This window comes from Bordetella genomosp. 5, from assembly GCF_002261315.1.
GTDB lineage: Bacteria > Pseudomonadota > Gammaproteobacteria > Burkholderiales > Burkholderiaceae_B > Bordetella.
On record NZ_NEVP01000001.1, the window covers coordinates 34,764 to 55,682 of the forward strand.

At 68.1% G+C, this 20,919-nt stretch carries 18 protein-coding genes; 8 read left to right on the forward strand and 10 right to left on the reverse strand.

Features of this window, described 5'->3' with window-relative positions; translation table 11 throughout:
* Entirely contained in the window at nucleotides 1-1,020 is a 1,020-nt protein-coding gene (gene waaC / locus CAL25_RS00180) for a lipopolysaccharide heptosyltransferase I (protein WP_094797942.1), read from the reverse strand.
* A gap of 396 nt (nucleotides 1,021-1,416) precedes the next feature.
* On the opposite strand from waaC, the gene CAL25_RS00185 reads away from it, so the two are divergent.
* From CAL25_RS00185 to CAL25_RS00200, 4 genes are all read left to right on the forward strand, one after another.
* A complete protein-coding gene (locus CAL25_RS00185) occupies nucleotides 1,417-2,634 on the forward strand; it encodes an O-antigen ligase family protein (RefSeq protein WP_249278901.1) in 1,218 nt (405 codons plus the stop codon).
* Between the two features lie 63 nt (nucleotides 2,635-2,697).
* A complete protein-coding gene (locus tag CAL25_RS00190; protein ID WP_094797944.1) occupies nucleotides 2,698-3,267 on the forward strand; it encodes a CoxG family protein in 570 nt (189 codons plus the stop codon).
* Nucleotides 3,268-3,371: 104 nt separating this feature from the next.
* Nucleotides 3,372-4,727, forward strand: coding sequence for an MFS transporter (locus CAL25_RS00195; RefSeq protein WP_094797945.1), 1,356 nt, complete (start codon nucleotides 3,372-3,374; stop codon nucleotides 4,725-4,727).
* A 46-nt stretch (nucleotides 4,728-4,773) separates the two neighbouring features.
* The gene (locus tag CAL25_RS00200; protein WP_094797946.1) at nucleotides 4,774-5,655 is read left to right on the forward strand and encodes a DMT family transporter; all 882 of its coding nucleotides are present in this window, start codon (nucleotides 4,774-4,776) and stop codon (nucleotides 5,653-5,655) included.
* A gap of 24 nt (nucleotides 5,656-5,679) precedes the next feature.
* On the opposite strand, the gene clsB is transcribed toward CAL25_RS00200, so the two are convergent.
* The 7 genes from clsB to CAL25_RS00235 form a co-directional block, all read right to left on the reverse strand.
* Nucleotides 5,680-6,891 (reverse strand): cardiolipin synthase ClsB, encoded by a 1,212-nt coding sequence (clsB, locus tag CAL25_RS00205; RefSeq protein WP_094797947.1) that lies wholly within the window; start codon nucleotides 6,889-6,891, stop codon nucleotides 5,680-5,682.
* Nucleotides 6,888-7,748: an endonuclease/exonuclease/phosphatase family protein gene (locus CAL25_RS00210; RefSeq protein WP_094797948.1), complete on the reverse strand. Its 861-nt coding sequence runs from the start codon at nucleotides 7,746-7,748 to the stop codon at nucleotides 6,888-6,890. Before CAL25_RS00210 ends, clsB begins: the two co-directional genes overlap by 4 nt.
* 114 nt (nucleotides 7,749-7,862) lie before the next feature.
* Nucleotides 7,863-9,653, reverse strand: a complete 1,791-nt coding sequence (aspS, locus tag CAL25_RS00215) for an aspartate--tRNA ligase (protein WP_094797949.1) — start codon at nucleotides 9,651-9,653, stop codon at nucleotides 7,863-7,865.
* Nucleotides 9,654-9,690: 37 nt separating this feature from the next.
* Nucleotides 9,691-10,305 (reverse strand): DUF502 domain-containing protein, encoded by a 615-nt coding sequence (locus CAL25_RS00220; RefSeq protein WP_249278941.1) that lies wholly within the window; start codon nucleotides 10,303-10,305, stop codon nucleotides 9,691-9,693.
* Between the two features lie 58 nt (nucleotides 10,306-10,363).
* Nucleotides 10,364-10,657, reverse strand: coding sequence for an FmdB family zinc ribbon protein (locus tag CAL25_RS00225; RefSeq protein WP_094797950.1), 294 nt, complete (start codon nucleotides 10,655-10,657; stop codon nucleotides 10,364-10,366).
* A 159-nt stretch (nucleotides 10,658-10,816) separates the two neighbouring features.
* Nucleotides 10,817-12,094, reverse strand: coding sequence for a putative Na+/H+ antiporter (locus CAL25_RS00230; RefSeq protein ID WP_094797951.1), 1,278 nt, complete (start codon nucleotides 12,092-12,094; stop codon nucleotides 10,817-10,819).
* A gap of 201 nt (nucleotides 12,095-12,295) precedes the next feature.
* Nucleotides 12,296-13,933: a GMC family oxidoreductase gene (locus CAL25_RS00235; protein WP_094797952.1), complete on the reverse strand. Its 1,638-nt coding sequence runs from the start codon at nucleotides 13,931-13,933 to the stop codon at nucleotides 12,296-12,298.
* Nucleotides 13,934-14,176: 243 nt separating this feature from the next.
* Here CAL25_RS00235 and CAL25_RS00240 point away from each other — a divergent pair, with 243 nt between their 5' ends.
* On the forward strand, nucleotides 14,177-15,031 hold the full coding sequence (locus tag CAL25_RS00240; RefSeq protein ID WP_094797953.1) for a 50S ribosomal protein L11 methyltransferase: 855 nt from the start codon (nucleotides 14,177-14,179) through the stop codon (nucleotides 15,029-15,031).
* Nucleotides 15,028-16,395 carry an APC family permease gene (locus CAL25_RS00245; RefSeq protein WP_094797954.1) on the forward strand — a complete coding sequence of 456 codons (1,368 nt, stop codon included), beginning with the start codon at nucleotides 15,028-15,030 and terminating at the stop codon, nucleotides 16,393-16,395. The genes CAL25_RS00240 and CAL25_RS00245 overlap by 4 nt, the downstream gene beginning before the upstream one ends.
* Here CAL25_RS00245 and dapA read toward each other — a convergent pair.
* Together dapA and CAL25_RS00255 are read right to left on the reverse strand one after the other, a co-directional pair.
* Nucleotides 16,380-17,363, reverse strand: coding sequence for a 4-hydroxy-tetrahydrodipicolinate synthase (dapA, locus tag CAL25_RS00250; RefSeq protein WP_094797955.1), 984 nt, complete (start codon nucleotides 17,361-17,363; stop codon nucleotides 16,380-16,382). The genes CAL25_RS00245 and dapA overlap by 16 nt on opposite strands.
* Before the next feature lie 296 nt (nucleotides 17,364-17,659).
* Nucleotides 17,660-18,157 carry a GAF domain-containing protein gene (locus CAL25_RS00255; protein WP_094797956.1) on the reverse strand — a complete coding sequence of 166 codons (498 nt, stop codon included), beginning with the start codon at nucleotides 18,155-18,157 and terminating at the stop codon, nucleotides 17,660-17,662.
* A 145-nt stretch (nucleotides 18,158-18,302) separates the two neighbouring features.
* Here CAL25_RS00255 and CAL25_RS00260 point away from each other — a divergent pair, with 145 nt between their 5' ends.
* Both CAL25_RS00260 and ubiA read left to right on the forward strand, forming a co-directional pair.
* Complete coding sequence (locus CAL25_RS00260; RefSeq protein WP_094797957.1) at nucleotides 18,303-19,502, forward strand: PLP-dependent aminotransferase family protein; 1,200 nt, start codon at nucleotides 18,303-18,305, stop codon at nucleotides 19,500-19,502.
* Nucleotides 19,503-19,858: 356 nt separating this feature from the next.
* Nucleotides 19,859-20,779 carry a 4-hydroxybenzoate octaprenyltransferase gene (ubiA, locus tag CAL25_RS00265; protein ID WP_094797958.1) on the forward strand — a complete coding sequence of 307 codons (921 nt, stop codon included), beginning with the start codon at nucleotides 19,859-19,861 and terminating at the stop codon, nucleotides 20,777-20,779.
* Nucleotides 20,780-20,919: the final 140 nt, after the last annotated feature.

Here is a 20,919-nt window from a genome sequence, read left to right on the forward strand (position 1 = left end):
TCAGGATGCCGCCAGGGCCTGTTCCACCGAGGCCATCACGGCCTCGCGCGAGGGCGAGGCGCCGCGATCGCCCAGGCTGGCCGTGAAATTGGAGCCGACCAGCGGCGTGCGCACCGGCGTGGAGGCCCGGTAGATGCCGATGGTGGGACGGCCTAGCGCGGCCGACAGATGGGTCAGACCGCTGTCCAGGCCCACCATCAGGCGCGCGCCGGCCAGCATGCGGGCCACGGACGTGAGATCCATGCGGGGCAGGATCTCCACGCCTTCCATGCCCGACACCAGCGCGGCCGCGCGCTGCGTTTCCTGTTCGTTGCCCGCCAGCAGGCGCAGCGTGCAGCCGGCGCCCTGCAGGCGGCGGAACACCGCGCGCCAATCGTCTTCGGGCCAGAGTTTGTCGTCGCGGCTCGCCGACGGCATGATGATCGCGTAGCCGCGATCGCTGTTCACATGATGCAGCCGGCGGCCGTCGTCGCCGCCGATCGTGAGCTCCGGCAAGGGATCGGTCATGGGGCGCGCGAACCCCTGCAGGCCGAAATCGGGCGAGCCGGCGTAGGTATAGCCGAAGGTCTGCGCGGCCAGCTTGCGCTGACGGATGACGGCGGGTTGCCAGAACTCGACGCGATGGCGCACGTTATAGAAGAGCGAGGCCAGCGGCTCGCGCGCCGAACGCCAGTCCAGCCCGTGACGCACGCCGTGCGTCTGGCGCACCAGCCAGGCGGATTTGAGCAGCGCCTGCATGTCGAGCACGATGTCGTAGGGTTCGGAGCGCAGGCGTTCGCGCAGTTCGGCGCGCTCGCGGCGCACCTGCTCGGACCACCAGGCTTTGCGCCAGCGGCGATGCGCGACTTTGATGACGTTGGTCACGGCGGGATGCCATGCCGGGATCTCGGCGAACGCTTCTTCCGCGATCCAGTCGATCTTGGCGTCGGGGACATGCCGGGCGATGTCGGAAATCGCGGGCAGCATGTGCACCAGGTCGCCGAGCGAGGAGGTGCGGACGATCAATATGCGTGTAGCCATCAATAAAGGACGCGCCGCGGTGACGGCTTAGGGTTCGAGAGTGCTCGAAATGTACAACAATTAGCTACGGGGCTGAAAGCGCGGGAGGTGCCGCTCGGGCGTGCACTTTTTCGGTGCGCGCGCCCTGACGCCCCGTGAGCGGCGGAATCAGGGACATGGCGACCAGAACCCGGGGGCCGAGACAATCGGGCACCAGGCTGGCTTGGTCGCCCCTCACGCCTTCCTTATAATCGCGTTCTTAGTCCGGCACGCGCCGGGCGTCCGGATCCGCCACGAGCGCAGACCGGCACACCAGTGGGCCATGCCCGAATCACGGCGAACGCGCCCGAACACCGAATGTTGAAACGCACGCCCATCTGGCTATTTGTTAGCGCGCTCGCGCTCATGCCAACCCTCATGCTCTCGACTTCGACGGGAGGAAGCAAGGCTTATTACATTCTCCTGCTGGGATCGCTGGTACTCATCCTCATGATGCCGGGCTCGCAGCGTGCGATTCAGCGCCAGGACCGCCTGCTCTGTGCGGCCTTCGCCCTGCCCTTGCTGGCCGCGATCGTGAGCGCCGCCGCGAATCACGTCTGGAGCGACGTGAACTTCGAACGCGGCTTCAGGCTGGCCCTCGGCGCGCCGCTGATGCTGCTGGCGATGCAATACATCGGGCAGGAGCGCCTGCGCCATGCCCTGTGGGGAGTGATCCTGGCCGGCGTGGTCTCGACCGCCTGTGTGGTCGCGCTGATCTTTCCCGACTTCACCGAACGCCCCCTGACGCCCGCGTTCAATGCGGTGACATACGGCAATCTGATGCTGCTGATGGCGGTCATCGCCCTCTTTTCGATCCCGATTCCGCTGCTGCCCAACGCGCGCCTCGACAAGGCCGTCAAGCTGCTGACCACGACGGCCACGTTCATCGGCTTCATTCTGACCCAGACGCGCAGCGGCTGGATCGCCCTGCCCATCTTCATCGTGCTGGCGCTGGTGTTGTTCACGCGCATGCGCCATCCGCTGCGGCTGGGCGCCGCGCTGCTGTGCCTGCTGCTGGGCGTGCTCGCGCTCGGCTCGCTGAACCCGACACTGCGCGACCGGGCCGAGCTGATCCTGAGCGAGACGTCGGAATGCATGACGGACAACGCCACGGCGGATACCTCGATCTGCGTGCGCCTGCAGCTCTGGCGCAGCTCGCTCGAGATGGCGGCCCGCCACCCGCTCACCGGCGTGGGCAGCGGCGCCGCGTTCCAGCAGTCCCTGCGCGAGGCGCAGCAACGCGGCGAGGTATCCGAGTACGTCGCGTCCAATTACGGCGAACCGCACAACGACCTGATCGAGGCCGTCGCGGTCAATGGCGCGCTGGGCGCGATCGCGCTGCTGCTGCTGTATTTCGTGCCGGCCGGCGTGTTCCTGCGCCGGCTCGTGACCCTGCAGGCCATGCCGCTGCGGGCGGCGGCCGCGATGGGCGCCGCCACCTGTCTGGGCTTCGCCATCTTCGGCCAGACCGAATTGATGTTCCGCGGCATGCGCACGGTGGGGTTCTACGTGGTGCTGGTCATGCTGTTCGCCGCGCTCTCCAGCGCCAGACCGGCTCGTCCACATACCGGAGCGCAAGACCCCGGCGCGGCCTGAGCGTGCCCGTGACACTCCTGATATTTGAGCGTACAGTGGTTCAAAACATATCAGGAGACAGCCATGCGCATTGCCGATGCCCAATGGATTCCCTCCACGCAGCACCAGACCTGGGACGCCTTGCTCGACCCGGCGGTGCTGCAGAAATGTCTGCCGGGCTGCGTTCAGATCACGCAACGCACCCCGAGTGAATATCACGTGGCGATCCACGCCAAGTTTCCCGGTATCGACGCCCAATACGAGGGCGAGGTACTGCTCTCCGAGCTAAAACCGCCCCATTCGCTGTCGCTTGCCTTCGAAGGCAAGGGCCCGGCCGCCGGCATGGCCATCGGCACCGCCCAGGTCACGCTCTCCGACAAAGACCGCGGCACGCGCGTGGCCTACACGGTGGCGGCCATGGCGGGCGGCAAGCTGGCCGAATGCGGCGAGCCGCTGATCCTCAAGGCCGGCGGCAAGATGGTCGAGCGCTTCTTCGCCAATTTCATCGACCACATGGCCGCGCAGCCCCGGCTCGAGCCGCCCCCGCCGCCGCCCGAACCCGAGCCTCGCGGCCTGGCCAACTCGCGCTGGTCCTGGGTCGCGGCCCTGGTGGTGGTCGTCGTGCTGGTGGGATATCACAGCTTGTTCAAATGAGCGCAAGGCAGCGGTGATATCCTTTTCGCATGAGCGCCCCATCACCCACCCCTGCCGAATCCGTTCCCCCTACGCCCCCCGCTCACTCGCGCCATGACCTCCTGATGGCCATGGCCGGGGTGGCCGCCACCGTGGTTCTGGTGGCCTTCGATTCCACCATCGTCAGCACCTCGATGCCCCGGGTGGCCGCCGCGCTCAACGGCATGGCGCTCTATGCCTGGGTGGGCACGGGCTACCTGCTCGCTACCGCCGTCTCGATCATGATCTTCGGCCGGCTGGGCGACATGTTCGGGCGCAAGCCCCTGATGCTCGTGTCGGTGGCCGTGGTGGCGCTGGGCTCGATCGCCTGTGGCCTGTCGCAGTCGATGGAGCAGCTGATCGCCTTCCGCACCCTGCAGGGGGTCGGCGGCGGCATGATGATCGCGACCGCCTTCGCCGCGCCAGCGGATCTGTTCCCCGACGCGCGCGAGCGGGTCCGATGGATGGCGATGGTGTCGGCGGCCTTCGCTATGGCCAGCGGCATCGGGCCGGTGCTGGGTGGCGCCGCCACGCAGGCGCTGGGCTGGCGCGCCGCGTTCTTCATCGCGCCGATCGCCGCCGCGGCCGCCTTCTTTCTGCTGTGGCGCTATTTCCCCCGGATCCCGCCCGCGCACTCGGGCAGCGCCCGCATCGACTGGGTGGGCGCCATACTGCTGGTGATCGGCGTGGGCGCCCCGCTCGCCGCGCTGGAGCTGGGCTTCGCGCCGGGCGACCGCGCCCATCCGATGCTGGCGGCCGCGCTCGCGGTGGCCGGCGTGGCCGCGCTCGGCATTCTGCTGCCCTACGAACGCCGCACCACCAACCCGATCTTCCCGTTGCGCGTGCTGGCCGGTGCCGAACCGCGCCTGCTCAATCTCGCGGCGGTCGCGGTGGGCGCGGTGATGTTCATCCTGATTTTCTACAGCCCGCTGCTGCTGCAGAACGAGCTGCACTACTCGCCCAGCCAGGCGGGCCTGGTGCTCACGCCGCTGGTGGCCGCCATCCCGCTGGGCAGCATCGTCAACGGCCGCCTGTTTCCGAAGCAGACCGAACCGCAACGCCTGATGGTGTTCGGCGCGCTGCTGCTGGCCGTGGGCTCGGCCATGGTGCTGGCGATCGGCACCGACACGTCGGTGTACTGGATCATCGCCGCCTTCACGGTCAATGGCACGGCGCTGGGTTTCCTGCTGCCCAACCTCACGCTGTTCATGCAGATGCTCAGCGAACGGCGCGACGTGGGCGTGGCCTCGGCCCTGGTGCAGACCACGCGGGCGGTGGGCAGCGCGGCCGGCACCGCGCTGGTCGGGATCGCCATCACGCATTCCTCGGTCCTGTCCGGCGTGCGCGCCGGCCTGATACTCTGCGTCCTGCTCTCGCTCGGCGCCGCCGTGGTGGCGCATCGCGTCAAGATGAAAAACCTGATGATGCGACGCGCGAGCTGATCGCCCCGGCCGCGCGGCCGCCCTCTCCTCTTCTGTCGTCATCATCATGCAGCGTCGTGATCTCCTCGAGTTGCTGGCCCTGGCCGCCGTCTGGGGCGGCTCGTTCCTGTTCATCCGCGTCGCCGTTCCCGAATTCGGTCCGGCGGCCCTGATCGAGCTGCGCGTGGGCCTGGCCGCGCTGTTCCTGCTGCCGCTGGCCATCGCGCGCCGCCGCCTGCCCGTCATTGCGCGCCACTGGAAGGCCATCCTGGTGGTGGGCGCGCTCAACGCCGCCCTGCCGTTCCTGCTCTATGCCTACGCGGCCCAGTCGCTGGGCGCGGGCTTCCTGTCGGTGGCGAACGCCGTCACGCCCGTGTGGGGCGCGGTGATCGGCTGGATCTGGCTGCGCGACCGCCTGCCCGCCGCCCGCGTCGCGGGGCTGATGCTGGGCTTCTGCGGCATCGTGGTGCTGGTCTGGGACAAGCTCGATTTCAGCGCCGGCGGCACCGGCTTCGCCGTGCTGGCCGCGATCTCGGCGCCGATCTTCTACGGTGTCGCCGCCAACTGGACCAAGCGTTACCTCACCGGCGTGGATTCGCTGTCCAGCGCCACGGGCAGCATGCTGGGCGCGGCGCTCGTGCTCGCGCCGCTCGCGAACATGTACTGGCCCGAACAGCCCGTCTCGTTCGAGGCGTGGCGCGCCACGGTGCTGCTGGCCGTGGTCTGCACCGGCATGGCCTACATCGTGTTTTTCCGCCTCATCGCCGTGCTGGGGCCCACCGCGGCGGTCAGCGTGACCTTCCTGGTGCCGGTATTTGGGGTGTTCTGGGGCGTGTGGCTGCTCGACGAGGCCCTGACCCCGCAGATCCTGGCCGGGGCCGGCGTGATCCTGGCGGGCACCGCGCTGGCGCTCGGGCTGGTGCGGCTGCCGGGCCGCCGCCCGGCCTGAACGGCGGGCCGCGGCCTCCGGACCTCAGTACTGGCCGGTGCGGCCGGTGAGCGCCACGCCGATGCGCAGCACCGTATAGGCCACCGTATCGATGGCGCGCCACCACCAGGCGCGGCGGCGGTACTCGATCGGGCGCACGAAACGCCCGCCTTCCTCGATCGCGGTTTCGAGCCGCGTCTGCAGATCCCAGGCGAAGGGCTGATCGTCGACCACCACATTGGCCTCGCGCGCCAGCAACAGGCTGAACGGGTCGAGGTTGGATGAGCCCACCGTCGCCATGTTGTCGATGACGGCGACCTTGGCGTGCAGATAGCCCGGCATGTATTCGTAGATCTCGATGCCGTCGCGCAGCAGCTGGTCGTAGAGCGCGCGCGTGGCGTAATACTGCATGTAGTACTCGGGCTTGCCCTGCAGCAACAGCCGCACCCGCACGCCGCGCGAGGCGGCCTGGGCCAGCGCCTTGCGGAACTGATGGCCCGGAAAGAAATAGGCGTTGGCGATGAGAATGTCGCGCCGCGCATGCTCGATGCCGTACAGATAGGCGCGTTCGAAGGTCTGACGATGGCGCAGGTTGTCGCGCAGGATCAGCGCGCCCCGCAGGTTGCCGCAAGGCGCCGCGTGCAGGTGGCGCGGCTTGCGCAGCCGCAGCCGGCGCCAGTCGCTTGGATGACGCCGCACGCGAGCCCAGTTCAGCCGCACCCAGAGCAGATCCTGGGCGTAGATGATCTCGGGCACGAGCGGGCCGCACACGCGCACCGCGAAATCGAACCGCGGCGCCGGGATGTGATCGTGTTCGTCGAGATCGTCGAAGTCGTCGACCACGTTGATGCCACCCACGAAGGCCGTGTGGGCGTCGATCACCGTGACTTTGCGATGCAGGCGGCGCAGGCGGCTGCGCGAAAACCGGAGCCGGCCCCACCAGCGCGGCTCGGGGCGGAAGATGCGGCATTGCCCGCCGGCGGCCACGATGCGCTCGCGCACCGCCTCGGCCGTGCCCGCGCTGCCAAAACCATCGATGACCACGCGCACCTTGACGCCGCGCTGGGCGGCGCGCTCGAGGCTGTCGAGCACGCGGCGGCCGGTGCGGTCGAACACGAAAATGTAGGTCTCGAGGTGCACGCTGGTGTGCGCGGCATCGATCGCCGCGCACAGGGCGGGGAAGAAATCCGCGCCATTCTGCAGCAGGTCGATCTGGTTGCCCTCGGTCCAGTGAATCCGGACGATGCTGGGTTTCACGGCAGCTCGAGCTCCGTCAGGAGCGGCGCATGATCCGAGAGCTTGGCCCACTCGCGCCCGCGCAGCACCCGTGCGCTGCGCACGGCGAAGCCGCGCTGATAGATGCGATCGAGGCGGAACCACGGAAACACCGCCGGGAACGTGCGGGGCGGTGGCAGCGGGCAGTAGGCGCCGCCCATGCCGAGCTGGTTCTGGCGCTCGAGCATGGTGGTGCTGCCGGGCACGCCGCGCAGCACATTGGTGAGGCGGCGCATCGAATCGCGCAGGCGCGGCAGATCGCCGCCGGCCGTGCGCGGCGCATGCGAAAACACTTCGTACAGGCCCAGCTGCTGCACGAACATGGGCGCGAGCCGGTCGCCCCAGTCGTTGAAGTCACCGGCGATCAGCAGCGGCGCGCCGTCGGGCACCTCGCGCTTGATGCGTTCGGTGAGCAGCTGGATCTGCCGCGCGCGGCTGCCGGCAAACAGCCCCAGATGCACGACGAAGCAGTGCACCTCGGTGCCGCCCACGTCGATGCGCGCATGCAGCATGCCGCGCTGCTCGAGGCGGTGATCGGAGATGTCTTCGTTTTCGTGGCCCAGAATCTCGAAACGCGACAGCAGGGCGTTGCCATGGTCGGTGGAGGGGCGCACGGCGTTGCGGCCGTAGGCGGCCTGCATGCGCAGGGCGGCCGCGAGGGATTCGTGCTGCTGATCGAGCACCGACGATTGCTGGTTGCGCCCCTGCACTTCCTGCAGGAACACCAGGTCGGGCCGAAGACCGTACAGGCCCAGGCGCAGGTCGTTGAGCGACTCGCGCGTGCCGAGCGAGGACCGGCCTTTGTGAATGTTGTAGCTGACTACGCGAATAAGCGACATAGAGTCGTATGGCGCCTCATCAGAACAGAAGCTTGGGACGGAACGGCCCGGGTGCTCCTGCCTGCCCGGGCCGCCGCGGCGCCGTCTCGCACGGCGCCGCGTTTCCAGCTTACCTTACTTCACTTCGGTGTTGCGCAGACGGATGTGCAGCTCGCGCAGCTGCTTCTCGTCGACTTCGGACGGCGCCTGGGTCAGCAGGCACTGTGCGCGTTGCGTCTTCGGGAAGGCGATCACGTCGCGGATCGACTCGGCGCCGGTCATCATCGTGACGATGCGGTCCAGGCCGAAGGCGATGCCACCGTGCGGCGGCGCGCCGTATTGCAGCGCGTCGAGCAGGAAGCCGAACTTCTCACGGGCTTCTTCAGCGTCGATCTTGAGCGCGCGGAACACCTTGCTCTGCACTTCTTCGCGGTGGATACGGACCGAGCCACCGCCGATTTCCCAGCCGTTGAGCACCATGTCGTAGGCCTTGGCGAATGCCTGGCCCGGATCGGTCTGGAGGAAGTCCTCGTGACCGTCCTTGGGGCTGGTGAACGGGTGGTGGGCGGCGGTGTAGCGGCCTTCTTCTTCGTCGTATTCGAACATCGGGAAGTCGATGACCCACAGCGGCTTCCAGCCCGCGGCCGACAGGCCGGTCTTTTTGCCGAATTCGCTGTGACCGATCTTCACGCGCAGCGCGCCGATCGCATCGTTGACGACCTTGGCGCGGTCGGCGCCAAAGAAGATGATGTCGCCGTCCTGCGCGCCGGTGCGGGCGAGCAGCTCGGTGATCGCGGCATCGTGCAGGTTTTTCACGATGGGCGACTGCAGGCCCTCGCGGCCCTTGGCCACTTCGTTGACCTTGATGTAGGCCAGGCCCTTGGCGCCGTAGATGCCGACGAACTGGGTGTAGGCGTCGATCTCGCTGCGCGAGAGCTCGGCACCGCCCGGCACGCGCAGCGCCACGACGCGGCTGCCCGCGGTGGTGGCGGCGGCCGCGAAGACCTTGAAGTCGACGTCCTTCATGATGTCGGCCACGTCGGTGAACTCGAGGTTCACGCGCAGGTCCGGCTTGTCGGAGCCAAAGCGCTGCATGGCTTCGGTCCAGGTCATGGTGGGGAACTGCTCGGGCAGCTCGACGCCCTGCACCACCTTGAACACGTGGCGGATCATGCTTTCGAAGATCGCGCGGATCTCGAACTCGTTGAGGAACGAGGTTTCGCAATCGATCTGCGTGAATTCAGGCTGGCGGTCGGCGCGCAGGTCTTCGTCGCGGAAGCACTTGGTGATCTGGTAGTAGCGGTCGAAACCCGACACCATCAGCATCTGCTTGAACAGCTGCGGCGACTGCGGCAGCGCGAAGAAGTGGCCGGCGTTCACACGCGAGGGCACGAGGTAGTCGCGCGCGCCTTCGGGCGTGCTCTTGGTCAGCATCGGCGTTTCGATGTCGATGAAGCCGAGCTCGTCCAGGAACTTGCGCACTTCGATCGACACGCGGTAGCGCAGCATCAGGTTGCGCTGCATCTGCGGACGGCGCAGATCGAGCACGCGGTGCGTGAGGCGGGTGGTCTCGGACAGGTTGTCGTCGTCGAGCTGGAACGGCGGCGTGACCGACGGATTCAGGATCTCGAGTTGCTGGCACAGCACTTCGACCTCGCCCGACGCCAGATCGGCGTTGGTCGTGCCTTCGGGACGCAGGCGCACCAGACCGGTGATGCTGACGCAGAATTCGTTGCGCAGGCGCTCGGCGCTGCCGAAGGCTTCGGCGTTGTCCGGATCGAACACGATCTGGGCCAGACCGGTACGGTCACGCAAGTCGATGAAGATGACCCCGCCGTGGTCGCGGCGGCGGTTCACCCAGCCGTACAGGGTGACAGTCTGGCCGAGATGGTCACGGCAAACCTGGCCGGTGTAGCAGGTACGCATGCGGGATAACTCCGTGTATAGGCTGTGAGCGTAAGGGTTACGGTTCGGCGCGCGGGGCCGGAGGCTCGCCGTGCGTCGGGGATAGGGCTTCGGGAGGATGGCCTGCCTGGACTGGCGGGGCCACCACCCCCATCGAAACGATGTACTTCAGGGCTGCGTCGACCGTCATTTGCAACTCGATGATCTGGTCGCGCGGCAGGATCAGAAAGAATCCGGAGGTCGGGTTCGGCGTCGTGGGCACGTACACGCTCAGATGCTCGCCCGGCAGATAGGATGCCACTTCACCGTTGGGCGTGCCGGTCAGAAAAGCGATGGTCCATGACCCTTGACGCGGGTACTGGATCAGCACGGCCTGACGGAAAGCCCGGCCGTTCGGCGCCAGCACGGTGTCGCTGACCTGTTTGACCGAATTGTAGATGGAACGCACCAGCGGGATACGCCCGAGGATACGTTCCCATTGGTCGAACAGGCTGCGGCCCAGCAGATTGGCGCCCAGCACGCCGGTCACGAGCACGACCGCGATCACCAGCACGAATCGAAAGCCTGGGATCCCGACGCCGAACAGCGATTCGGACGACAGGAACCGCGGCACGAAACCTTCGAGCGTATCGACCAGCAGACCGAGCACCCAGACCGTGATGGCCAGGGGCATCCAGATCAGCAGGCCGGTGATGAAGTACTTCTTGAACACGGCGTGCCCGCGGGGTGGCTCAGCTGGCCGTGCCGGACGTGCCGCCGCTCGCGGCCGGGGCCGCGGGGGCCGCTGCCGGGGCGGCCGGAGCCGACGCGGCGCTGTCGCCTGCCGGCTTGCCGCCCTGCGAGCCACCACGGAAATCGGTGACGTACCAGCCCGAGCCCTTGAGCTGGAAGCCGGCGGCGGTCACTTGCTTGGTGAACGTTTCCTGGCCGCACTCGGGGCAAACCGAAAGCGGCGCGTCGGAGATCTTTTGCAGGACGTCGTTGGCAAAGCCGCACGCACTGCACTTGTAAGCGTAGATAGGCATGAAGTCAGGTTCCAGGCCAGGCGCCACACGATGTGGCGGGACATGGCGGCGGGCGCACGCGGCGCCCGCGGGCTGCCGAAGGCGACGAGCCGGTCCGGCAAAAACTACGGGAAAGACTTGAATTTTAGCGTTTTTCCGCGGCCGTACCGGGATCGGTGCTCAGACGGGCAGCAGGAACATGCAGGCCGCCACGCCGGTGGGCACCAGCGCGGCCAGAAACAGCTTGCCCGACGAGATGCTGCCATCCGGAAATTGGTTCTTCAGGATGGCGAACCCGGCGGGGTTGGGCGCGTTGGCGATGACGGTCAGACCCCCGCCGGTCACGGCGCCGGCCACCAGCATGTAGCGCCAGGCATCGCTCGTGCCTTCGACCAGCGAACCCAGATACGTGAGCGCCGCGTTGTCGGTGATCGCCGTGAGCGCGGTGGCGCCCCAGTAGAGCACCGTGGGCGAGAGGCCGCCGAGCAGATCCTGCAGCCACCACTTCTGCAACCCGCCCAGCACCACCAGCCCGGCGAGGAAGAAGCCGACCATCAGGCCCTCCTTGATGAGCAGGCGATTCTGATGGCGCTTGTAGGCTTCGGCAAAGCCGATGAACATCATGAGCAGGCCGAGGAAGACGGCCGGGTGGTGTGCGGTGAGCACCACGGCGACCAGGAACACGAGGTGCACCAGAATGACCCACGCGGGCACCGCGGTGCGCGTGTCCTCGCCCTCGCCCGCCGCCACGCCCTTGCCCAGCCCGCCGTCGACCAGCGCCTCGCGGCAGAGGAAGGTGAGCAGCGCCGCGTTGATGATCACGGCCACCGCCGCGCGCCAGCCGAAGTGCGTGGCCATGAAGGTCGTGTCCCAGCCGAACGTGGACGCCACCATCAGCACCGGCGGCGCGGCATACGACGTGAGCACGCCGCCGATCGACACGTTGACGAAGAGCACGCCCAGGGTCAGATACTTGAAGCCGGCGCGCCCATGCACGCGGAAATAGCCGTCACGCAGCAGAATGGCCGCGAGCGTCATGGCGGCCGGCTCGGTGATGAACGAGCCGCCCAGCGGCACCAGCGCCATCACCACGAAAAAGGTCGCGAGCTCGCGCCGCAGCGGCAGGCCGCGCGCCACGATCTTGACCATGCCACCGACCAGCTCGAGGATGGGACGGCTGGCGGCCACCACCATGATCACGAACACGAACAGCGGCTCGGTGAAGTTGCGCGTGTCCATGTACTCGATCGCGCTGCCCGTGCCGGACAGCAGGGCCATCGCCACGATGAGCACGAAGGCCCACACGCCGAACACGGCCTCCACCTCGGAGAGCAGGTGCCACACCCCCGCGTGCGGGCCGTTGCGGTGCGCCATGCGGGCAAAGAAAGGCACCGAGAAGGTATGGATGACGGCCACCGCGAACAGCAGGGTGGCGATGAGCTCTAAGGTGGACGGCATGAATGAATCCGTGGGCGACCGGGCGCCGGCGAAGGCGGGCGCGGACCCGTACAGGGTGGGAAGTGGCGCAATATACCGCAGCGGCCCGCCGGGGTCTTTCAGGCAAAGCCCGTATGTCCTGTGTACGGCCAGACGCGGCGCGCCCGGCAGCGGCGGGACGGCGGACCGCGGCGGCGCGGCCCGGGCGGCCCGACGCGCGGCTCAGGCCGCCCGGGCCTGCGCGCGCGCTTCGCGAATAAGCCGCGCGCCCTTCTCGGCGATCATGATCGTGGGCGAGTTGGTATTGCCCGACGTGATGGTCGGCATGATGGACGCGTCGACCACGCGCAGCCCGGTCACGCCATGCACGCGCAGCTCGGCGTCGACGACCGCATGCGGATCGCGCCCCATCTTGCACGTGCCCACGGGATGAAAGATCGTGGTGCCGATCGCGCCGGCCGCGGCGGCCAGGTCTTCGGCGGATTGCGCGGCCTCGCCGGGCCGATACTCTTCGGGCCGGTAGCGCGCCAGCGCGGGCTGCGCCACGATCCGGCGAGTCAGCCGGATGCTGTCGGCCGCGACCTGGCGATCCTCGGGCGTGCTCAGGTAATTGCACAGGATTTCGGGCGCCTCGAGCGGATCGGGCGACACGATGCGTACGTAGCCGCGGCTGGTCGGACGCAGATTGCAGACCGATGCCGTGAACGCAGGAAAGGCGTGCAAGGGATCACCGAACTTGTCCAGCGACAGCGGCTGCACGTGGTATTCGACATTGGCGCGCGGCTGGTCCGGGCTGGAGCGCGCAAAGGCGCCCAGCTGCGAGGGCGCCATGCTGAGCGGGCCGCGCCGGCCCCACGCGTATTGCGCGCCCATCATGAACTTGCCCCACATCGTGGCCGCCACGGCGTTGAGCGTACGCGCGCCATGCACCCGATAGACCAGCCGCAGTTGCAGATGGTCCTGCAGATTGCCCCCGACACCGGGCAGGTCGTGCACCATCTGCACGTTTTGGTACTCGAGCCAGTGCCGTGGCCCCACGCCCGACACCTGCAGCAGTTGCGGCGAGCCCACCGCGCCCGCGGCCAGGATGACCTCGCCGCGCGCGTAGGCGGTGCGCACGCCCGCCGCGTCGGTATGGAACGCCACGCCTTGCGCACGGCGCTGCTCGAACACGATGCGGCGCGCCCGCGCGCCGGTGATCACATGAAGGTTCGGACGCTTCATCGCGGGCCGCAGGAAGGCCTTGGCCGTATTCCAGCGAATGCCGCCGCGCTGATTGACCTCGAAGTAATCGCAGCCTTCGTTATCGCCCTGGTTGAAGTCATCGATCTTCGGAATGCCGGCCTGCGCGGCCGCGTCGCGAAACGCATCGAGCAATTCCCAGGACAGGCGCTGGCGCTCGACCCGCCACTCGCCACCCGCGCCATGAAACGCGTTGGCGCCGGCATGATGATCTTCGCAGGCCTTGAAGAGCGGCAACACGTCGTCCCAGCCCCAGCCGGGGTTGCCGAGCGCGGCCCAGCCGTCGTAGTCGGCGCGCTGGCCGCGCATATAGATCATGCCGTTGATGGACGAACAGCCGCCCAGCACGCGCCCCCGCGGATAACCGAGCTCGCGGCCATTGAGCCCGGGCTCGGGTTGGGTGCGATAACACCAATCGGTGCGCGGGTTGCCGATGCAGTACAAGTAACCCACGGGGATGTGAATCCAGTGCCAGTTGTCGGCCCCCCCGGCCTCGAGCAGCAGCACGCGGACAGCCGGATCGGCCGACAGCCGGTTGGCCAGCAGGCAACCCGCCGAACCCGCCCCCACGATGATGTAGTCGTATGTCAGATCGGTCGCGCCGCCAGCCTTGCCCATGGGGTGATGTCTCCGGAACGTTGCACGTGCGTCCGCGCAATTCGTCAGACCGGAGTTGTAGTCCAGGGCCAGCCTCCTGCCTACTCGGGTCGTCCCCAGGAAAAATCAGGACGGAACCTAAATGCGCTAAGGTGGTCAGGTTTATTCAGGAATCTGTCAGGCACGCGCGATGCGTTCCGACAGTTCGCGATGACCGCCCACCGCCCGCCCCGACCGGGGACGCGCCGCAACCGGAGAACCCAAATGCAAGTGCTCACTCACACTAAGAACCGCATGTTTCCAGGATTGAAGCTTGCGTTGTTGGGCACCGCCGCCGCATTGATCGCGCTTCCGGTGGCGGCCCAGGCCGAGAATCCCCCGCGCTGGGTCGAGCTGGACGTGCCTTATGTGCCCACCCCCGACGGCGCGGTCGCCAAGATGCTCGAGATGGGCGAGGTCGGTCCGCGCGACACCGTCATCGACCTGGGCTCCGGGGACGGCCGGATCGCGATCGCCGCCGTGCGCGACCGTGGCGCACAGACCGCCATGGGCGTGGACATCGACCCCGCGCGCGTCAAGGAAGCCAACGCCAACGCGCGCAAGGCCAAGGTCGAAGGCCGCGTGACGTTCAAGAAGCAGGACCTGTTCAAGACCGACATCTCGAAGGCGTCGGTCCTGACCATGTATCTGCTGCCCGACGTGAACCTCAAGATGCGCCCTGTGATCCTCGACAAGCTCGCGCCGGGCTCGCGCGTGGTGTCGCACGCCTTCACCATGGGCGAATGGGAAAGCGACCGCCGCGAAATGGTCGACGGCCGTTCGCTCTATCTGTGGATCGTGCCCGCCAAAGCCGCCGGCACCTGGCAGGTGCAAAGCCCCGAGGGCGCGTTCTCGCTCACGCTGCAGCAGCAGTTCCAGAAGGTGCAGGCCAGCGCCGAACGTGACGGCAAGGCGCTACCGGTGAGCGCGGCCACGCTGCGCGGCCCCGAACTGCGCTTCACGCTGGACGACGGCGGCAAGCCGCGCCAGTTCGTGGGCATGATCGAAGGCGACCGCATGCTTGCCCGCTCCGGCGACGGCCTGCAGGCCGATTGGCAAGCCACGCGGCAGGCCCGATGAGCGGCCCCCAGGATGGCCTGACCCTCTCCGCGCCCGCCGAGTCCACGCAACCGCCCCGCCTGTCGGTGCTCGACGCCGTCGCCGTGCTGGTCGGCGTGGTGGTCGGCATCGGCATCTTCGGCTTTCCGCCGCTGGTGGCGCAGCATGCGTCATCCGAGTTCGTGTACCTGGCATTGTGGGCCGCGGGCGGATTCGTGATGCTGATCGGCGCGCTCTGCTACGCCGAACTGGGCGCGTCCTATCCGGGCGCCGGAGGCGAGTATCTGTACCTCACGCGCGCCTGGGGCGCGCGCGCCGGGCTGCTGTTCGCCTGGGCGCGCTGCACCGTGATCCAGACCGGCGCGATCGCCGTGGTGGCCTTCATCTACGGCGAATATGCGCAGCAACTGCTGCCGCTCGGCCCCTACGGGGTGGCGCTGCATGCGGCCCTATCGGTGGTGGCGCTGACCGCGCTCAACATCGCGGGCACGCAGCCATCCAAGCGTCTGCAGTGGGTGTTCACGATCCTCACGCTCGCCGCGCTGGCGGCCGTGCTGCTGGCCGGCCTGACCGCCGCGCCGCAGACCGACGCCACCGCGATCGACATCGCGCCGCTGGCCGGCAACACCGCCGGTCTGCTCGGCATGGGCATGGTGTTCGTGCTGCTCACCTATGGCGGCTGGAACGAGGCCGCGTACCTGAGCGGCGAGCTGCGCGATCCGGGGCGCAACATGAGCCGCGTGCTGCTCGCAGGCACGGTCGTGGTGACGGTCGCGTACCTGCTGATCAATCTGGCGCTGTTGCAGATCTTCGGCCTGCAGGGGCTGCGCGACACCAACGCCGTGGGCGCCGCGGTCATGCAGCTCGCGGCCGGCCCCTACGCCGCGGCCTCGCTCAGCATGCTGATCTGCGCGACGGCGTTGAGCACCATCAACGGCACGATCCTCACCGGCGCGCGCCTGTACTACGCGCTCGGCCGCGACGTGCCGCGCCTGCGCGGTCTGGCGGGCTGGAGCGCGCGCGGGCACGCCCCCGTGAACGCGCTGCTGGCCCAGGGCGGCATCACGCTGGTGCTGGTGCTGATCGGCGCCTTCAGCGCCAACAGCGTGCAGACCCTCGTGGCCTACACGGCGCCGGTGTTCTGGCTGTTCATGATGCTGGTGGCCGCATCGGTATGGCGTCTGCGCCAGCTCGACCCCGACCGGCCGCGGCCTTTCCGCGTGCCGGCCTACCCGCTCACGCCCGCCCTGCTGGCCTTGGCGTGCGCGGGCCTGGTCTATTCGAGCTCGGTGTATGCGGGCCTGGGCGCGCTGCTCGGGATCGCGGTGCTGATCGCGGGCATACCGCTGTTGCGCATGCTGCGGCCGGCTCAGGCGCAGGGGTAGCGACGGTCGAGCTCGGCCACGGCCGCGTCGAGCTGGTCCACCAGCGCGGCGCCGGCCGCGGCCATCGGCGCCCGCACCTGCGCGCGGATCATGCCCTGGCGCGCGAGCAGGCCCTTCACCGGGCCCGGATTGGGCTCGGCGAACAACAGCTTCATGATGGGCGCCAGCGCGTGGAACAGCTGACGCGCCAGCGCCACCTGCTGCGCCTGCATGGCCTGGTACAGCGCCACGAACAAATCCGGCCGCACGTGCGCCGAGGCGGCGATCAGGCCGCTGCCGCCCAGGGCCAGCGTGCCCAACACATTCAGGTCTTCGCCGGCCAGCACCTGCAGGCCGCCGTGCGCGATCAGCGCCTGGGTCTTCTCCACCGAGCCGCCGCAATCCTTGATCGCGCGGATGTTGGGATGATCGGCCAGCCGCAGCAGCGTGGCCGTATCGATCTGCGCGCCGGTGCGATACGGAATGTCGTAGAGCAGCAGCGCGGCGGGCGAGGCCTCGGCCAGGGCCTCGAAATAACTCAGCAGACCGGCCTGGCTCGGGCGCACGTAATACGGCGCCGGCGCGAGCAGGCCGGCCAGCGGCCGCGTCGCGAACACGGCCAGGCGGCGCAGCACGTCGCGCTGATGATTGCCGGCCAGCCCCATCACCACGGGCATCGCGCCCGCCTCGTCCAGCACGGTGTCCAGCGTGGTGAGCTGCTCGTACTCGTCCATGGCCGCGGCTTCGCCGGTGCTGCCGCACACGACCAGGCCGTCGACGCCGGCGCGCCGATAGTGGCGCACCAGACGGCGCAGCGCGGCGAGGTCCGGTCCTTCGTCATTGAACGGGGTGACCAGCGGCACCCACACGCCGTGGAACGACGCGGGCGCGCTGGCCGGAAGCGCGGCGCGCGCGGCGGCCGTCGCGGCCTCGTCGAGAATGGATTGGGCCGTGGCGCCGGCGGCGGCGGAAAGCGTTGCGATCGACATGAGCACTCCTTCGGTGCGGACCGTAATGGTGACCGTGCAGATACGCGAAGGGGTGTAGAGAAAGGGAATGCGCGTGTGAGCGCAGCCGGTTTCGCCGCTGTTCCGTCGCCCATCTGACGGAACAGCAAGCTCCGGTCAGATGAGCTGCTGTTTTTTGGATTTCAGGCCGGCACGCGACGACACCGCACCGAAGGCGCGGGAGAGGTCTGCGTGGGAAAAGGCCTGGTTCATGAAAACAGTATCGGGATAAAAGAGGATCGCCGAGCCGGCATTCTGCCGCGCCCCGCGCGCGCCTGTCAACGCGGCGGCGCGTTGAGGCTCTCCGTGAAGATCTGGCAGAGCGCTTCCATGCCGGCGCGGTCTTCGTCGTCGAAACGGCCGGGGGTCGGGCTGTCGACATCCCACACGCCGAGCAGCGCGCCGTTGCGTTCGAGCGGCACCACGATCTCGGAGCGCGAGGCCGCGTCGCACGCGATGTGGCCCGGGAACGCGTGCACGTCGGGCACCACCTGCGTCTCGCGCGAGCTGGCCGCCGCGCCGCACACGCCGCGCTCGAGCGCGATGCGCACGCACGCCGGTTTGCCCTGGAAGGGGCCGAGCACCAGCTCGCGGCCGTCGAACAGATAGAACCCGGCCCAGTTGATATCGGGCACCGCCTGCCACACCAGGGCGCTGAAATTCGCGGCGTTGGCGATCAGGTCGTATTCGTCGGTGAGCAGGGCTTTCATCTGCGCGGCCAACTGGCGGTAGAGCTCGGGCTTGGATTCGGCGGAGAACGTGGCGGCTTCGAACATCGTCTGGTTTCTACTTGTAACTGTACCGGCAAAAATCGGTGGGATTGATTTTAGGGGCGTTTCACGGGGCCACGGCCGGGCGCGGGCCTTATGCAACAATTAGTTTTTACCGCAAGTGTCTATACCTCTCTTCGATACCCCTGCCATGGACAAGCCCTTCGAACCCGCGTGTTCGTTTTCCGAACGCGCCCAGCAACTCACCAGCTCCGCCATCCGCGAGATCCTGAAGGTCACCGAGCGGCCCGAGGTCATCTCGTTCGCCGGCGGCCTGCCCGCCCCCGGCGGCTTCCCGGTGGAAGTGGTACGCGCCGCGTTCGACAAGGTCCTGTCCACCAATGGCCGCGCCGCGCTGCAGTACGGCCCCACCGAAGGCTATGCACCGCTGCGCCAATGGGTGGCCGACGACCTGAACAAGGCCGGCGCCGACGTCACGGCCGACCAGATCCTGATCGTGTCGGGCTCGCAGCAGGCGCTGGATCTGCTCGGCAAGGTGCTGATCGACAAAGACAGCAAGGTGCTTGTCGAAGACCCCAGCTATCTGGGCGCGCTGCAATCGTTTTCGCTGTATCAGCCGCGCTTCGTGCCGGTGCCCACCGACGAGGGCGGTCTGATTCCCGAGGCGATCACGGCCGAGCTCGCCGCCGACGCGCGCTTCCTGTACGCGCTGCCCAATTTCCAGAACCCCACCGGCCGCACGCTGAACCTCGCACGCCGCGAAGCACTGGTGGCGCGCGCCGCCGAATTCGGCCTGCCCATCATCGAAGACGACCCCTACGGCGAGCTGCGCTACGCCGGCGAGCCGCAGCCCGGCCTGCTGGCGCTGGGCAACCGGGTCGGCGCCACGGTGATCCGCCTCGGCACGTTCTCGAAGGTGCTGGCACCGGGCCTGCGCCTGGGCTACATCGCCGCGCCGCGCAACATCATCCACAAGCTGGTCCAGGCCAAGCAGGCCACCGATCTGCACACGCCCACCCTCACGCAGATGGCCGTCTACGAGATCGTGAAAGACGGCTTCCTCGACGAGCACCTGCCCAACGTGCGCGAGATCTATCGCAAGCAGGGTCGCGCCATGCTCGACGCCATCGAGCAGGAGTTCCCCGCCACGGTGAGCTGGACCAAGCCCGAGGGCGGCATGTTCCTGTGGGTCACCCTGCCCGAGCACATCGACAGCGCCAAGCTGCTGGCCGCCGCGGTCGAACAAAACGTCGCCTTCGTGCCCGGCGGCCCGTTCTACGCCGGCTCGCCGCGTCACAACACGCTGCGTCTGTCGTTCGCCACCGTGCCCGAAGACAAGATCCGCGCGGGCATCGCGATCCTGGGCAAGCTGCTCAAGTCGTACGTCTGACCGGCGCGTGAACGGACGCCGGGCTCATCCCGCGTCCGTTCGTGTCTGCGATCGTGTCTGCGATTGTGTCTGCGATCGTGTCTGCGATCGCGTCTGCGTTCGTGTTCGTGTCTGCGTTCGCCCGTGCGCTCTCGCGTAGCGTGCCCGCCGCGCTCTCTCGTAGCGCGCCTGCTAGTATTGAGCCTCTGGCCACGCCGGTCGCAGCCACGCGGACACTTCCGCGCCGGGGCGTCCCGCGTCGGCGAGGTTTCCCGCCCTGCACCGGGCGCCCGAATCCCGCCGCGCCATCTCATCGCGTCCGCCTAGCCACAGGCTGCGGCCGCGCGCCTCGTTCCAACCGCCAACGCCTGCCTGCCGTGAGCACGCCTCAATCCACCGCCCCCGATCTGAACGACATTGTTTTCGACGACTGGGTCGAACGTTGGCTGCCGCGCGCGTGGCGCCCCTACGCGCGGCTGTGCCGCCTCGATCGTCCGATCGGCACCTGGCTCACGCTGCTGCCCTGCATCGCAGCGCTGGTGCAGGCCTCCGGCGGCATGCCGGACCTGCGCCGCCTGATCGTGTTTTCGCTCGGCGCCCTGCTGATGCGCGGCATTGGTTGCACGGTCAACGATATGTGGGACCGCGATATCGATCGCCACGTCGAGCGCACGCGCTTCCGGCCGCTCACCAGCGGCCAGATCACCATGCGTCAGGCCGTCGTGTTCCTGATCGCGCAACTGCTGGTCTGTGCGTCGTTGCTGTTCTTCATCAACGAACTGAGCCGCTGGTGGGCGCTCGCCGTGCTGCCGTTCGTGTTCATCTATCCCTTCTGCAAGCGCGTCACGTACTGGCCGCAGGTCGTGCTGGGCATCTGCTTCAACTGGGGCATGCTGATGGCCTGGTCCGACACGCACAATGCCGTGCCGCTGGCGGCCATCGCGATGTGGTTCGGTGCCGTGCTGTGGCAGGTGGGCTACGACAGCATCTACGCCTACATCGACGTGCGCGACGACCGCAGCCTCGGCCTGCATTCCACCGCGATGCGATTCGGTGACCGGGGCAAGACCTGGATCGGCGGGTTTTACGTGGCCGCCGTGGCGCTGTGGGCCTGGGCCGGCTACGCCATGGGCCTGAGCTGGCCCTATCAGGTGGGCATGGCCGCCGTGGCCCTGCACCTGGCGTGGCAGCTCAAGGAGTTCGACATCCGCCGGCCGGAGCGCGGCCTCGCGCTGTTCCGCGCCAACCTCTGGACCGGCGTGCTGCTCATCGTCTCGGCCTTCGCCGGCACGCTGTGAGCGCCACGATGCCCGCCACGCCGCTGACACCGATCGGCTGACCGCCCGCGAGGCCAACACCGATCGGCTGACCCGCCGCGCGACACTCCCGCCGGGGAGCCCGACGAGAAAACCGCCTTCGAGGCGGTTTTTTCATTCCT

What these genes read in the sequence shown, in the direction of transcription:
- CAL25_RS00210 (WP_094797948.1), bottom strand. Translation starts at nt 7,748, where the DNA reads ATGTCGCTTATTCGCGTAGTCAGCTACAACATTCACAAAGGCCGGTCC.
- CAL25_RS00245 (WP_094797954.1), top strand. Translation starts at nt 15,028, where the DNA reads ATGAGCGGCCCCCAGGATGGCCTGACCCTCTCCGCGCCCGCCGAGTCC.
- CAL25_RS00260 (WP_094797957.1), top strand. Translation starts at nt 18,303, where the DNA reads ATGGACAAGCCCTTCGAACCCGCGTGTTCGTTTTCCGAACGCGCCCAG.
- aspS (WP_094797949.1), bottom strand. Translation starts at nt 9,653, where the DNA reads ATGCGTACCTGCTACACCGGCCAGGTTTGCCGTGACCATCTCGGCCAG.
- CAL25_RS00235 (WP_094797952.1), bottom strand. Translation starts at nt 13,933, where the DNA reads ATGGGCAAGGCTGGCGGCGCGACCGATCTGACATACGACTACATCATC.
- CAL25_RS00255 (WP_094797956.1), bottom strand. Translation starts at nt 18,157, where the DNA reads ATGTTCGAAGCCGCCACGTTCTCCGCCGAATCCAAGCCCGAGCTCTAC.
- CAL25_RS00185 (WP_249278901.1), top strand. Translation starts at nt 1,417, where the DNA reads ATGCTCTCGACTTCGACGGGAGGAAGCAAGGCTTATTACATTCTCCTG.
- CAL25_RS00220 (WP_249278941.1), bottom strand. Translation starts at nt 10,305, where the DNA reads ATGCCCCTGGCCATCACGGTCTGGGTGCTCGGTCTGCTGGTCGATACG.
- CAL25_RS00190 (WP_094797944.1), top strand. Translation starts at nt 2,698, where the DNA reads ATGCGCATTGCCGATGCCCAATGGATTCCCTCCACGCAGCACCAGACC.
- CAL25_RS00225 (WP_094797950.1), bottom strand. Translation starts at nt 10,657, where the DNA reads ATGCCTATCTACGCTTACAAGTGCAGTGCGTGCGGCTTTGCCAACGAC.
- CAL25_RS00230 (WP_094797951.1), bottom strand. Translation starts at nt 12,094, where the DNA reads ATGCCGTCCACCTTAGAGCTCATCGCCACCCTGCTGTTCGCGGTGGCC.
- CAL25_RS00195 (WP_094797945.1), top strand. Translation starts at nt 3,372, where the DNA reads ATGGCCATGGCCGGGGTGGCCGCCACCGTGGTTCTGGTGGCCTTCGAT.
- waaC (WP_094797942.1), bottom strand. Translation starts at nt 1,020, where the DNA reads ATGGCTACACGCATATTGATCGTCCGCACCTCCTCGCTCGGCGACCTG.
- CAL25_RS00200 (WP_094797946.1), top strand. Translation starts at nt 4,774, where the DNA reads ATGCAGCGTCGTGATCTCCTCGAGTTGCTGGCCCTGGCCGCCGTCTGG.
- dapA (WP_094797955.1), bottom strand. Translation starts at nt 17,363, where the DNA reads ATGTCGATCGCAACGCTTTCCGCCGCCGCCGGCGCCACGGCCCAATCC.
- CAL25_RS00240 (WP_094797953.1), top strand. Translation starts at nt 14,177, where the DNA reads ATGCAAGTGCTCACTCACACTAAGAACCGCATGTTTCCAGGATTGAAG.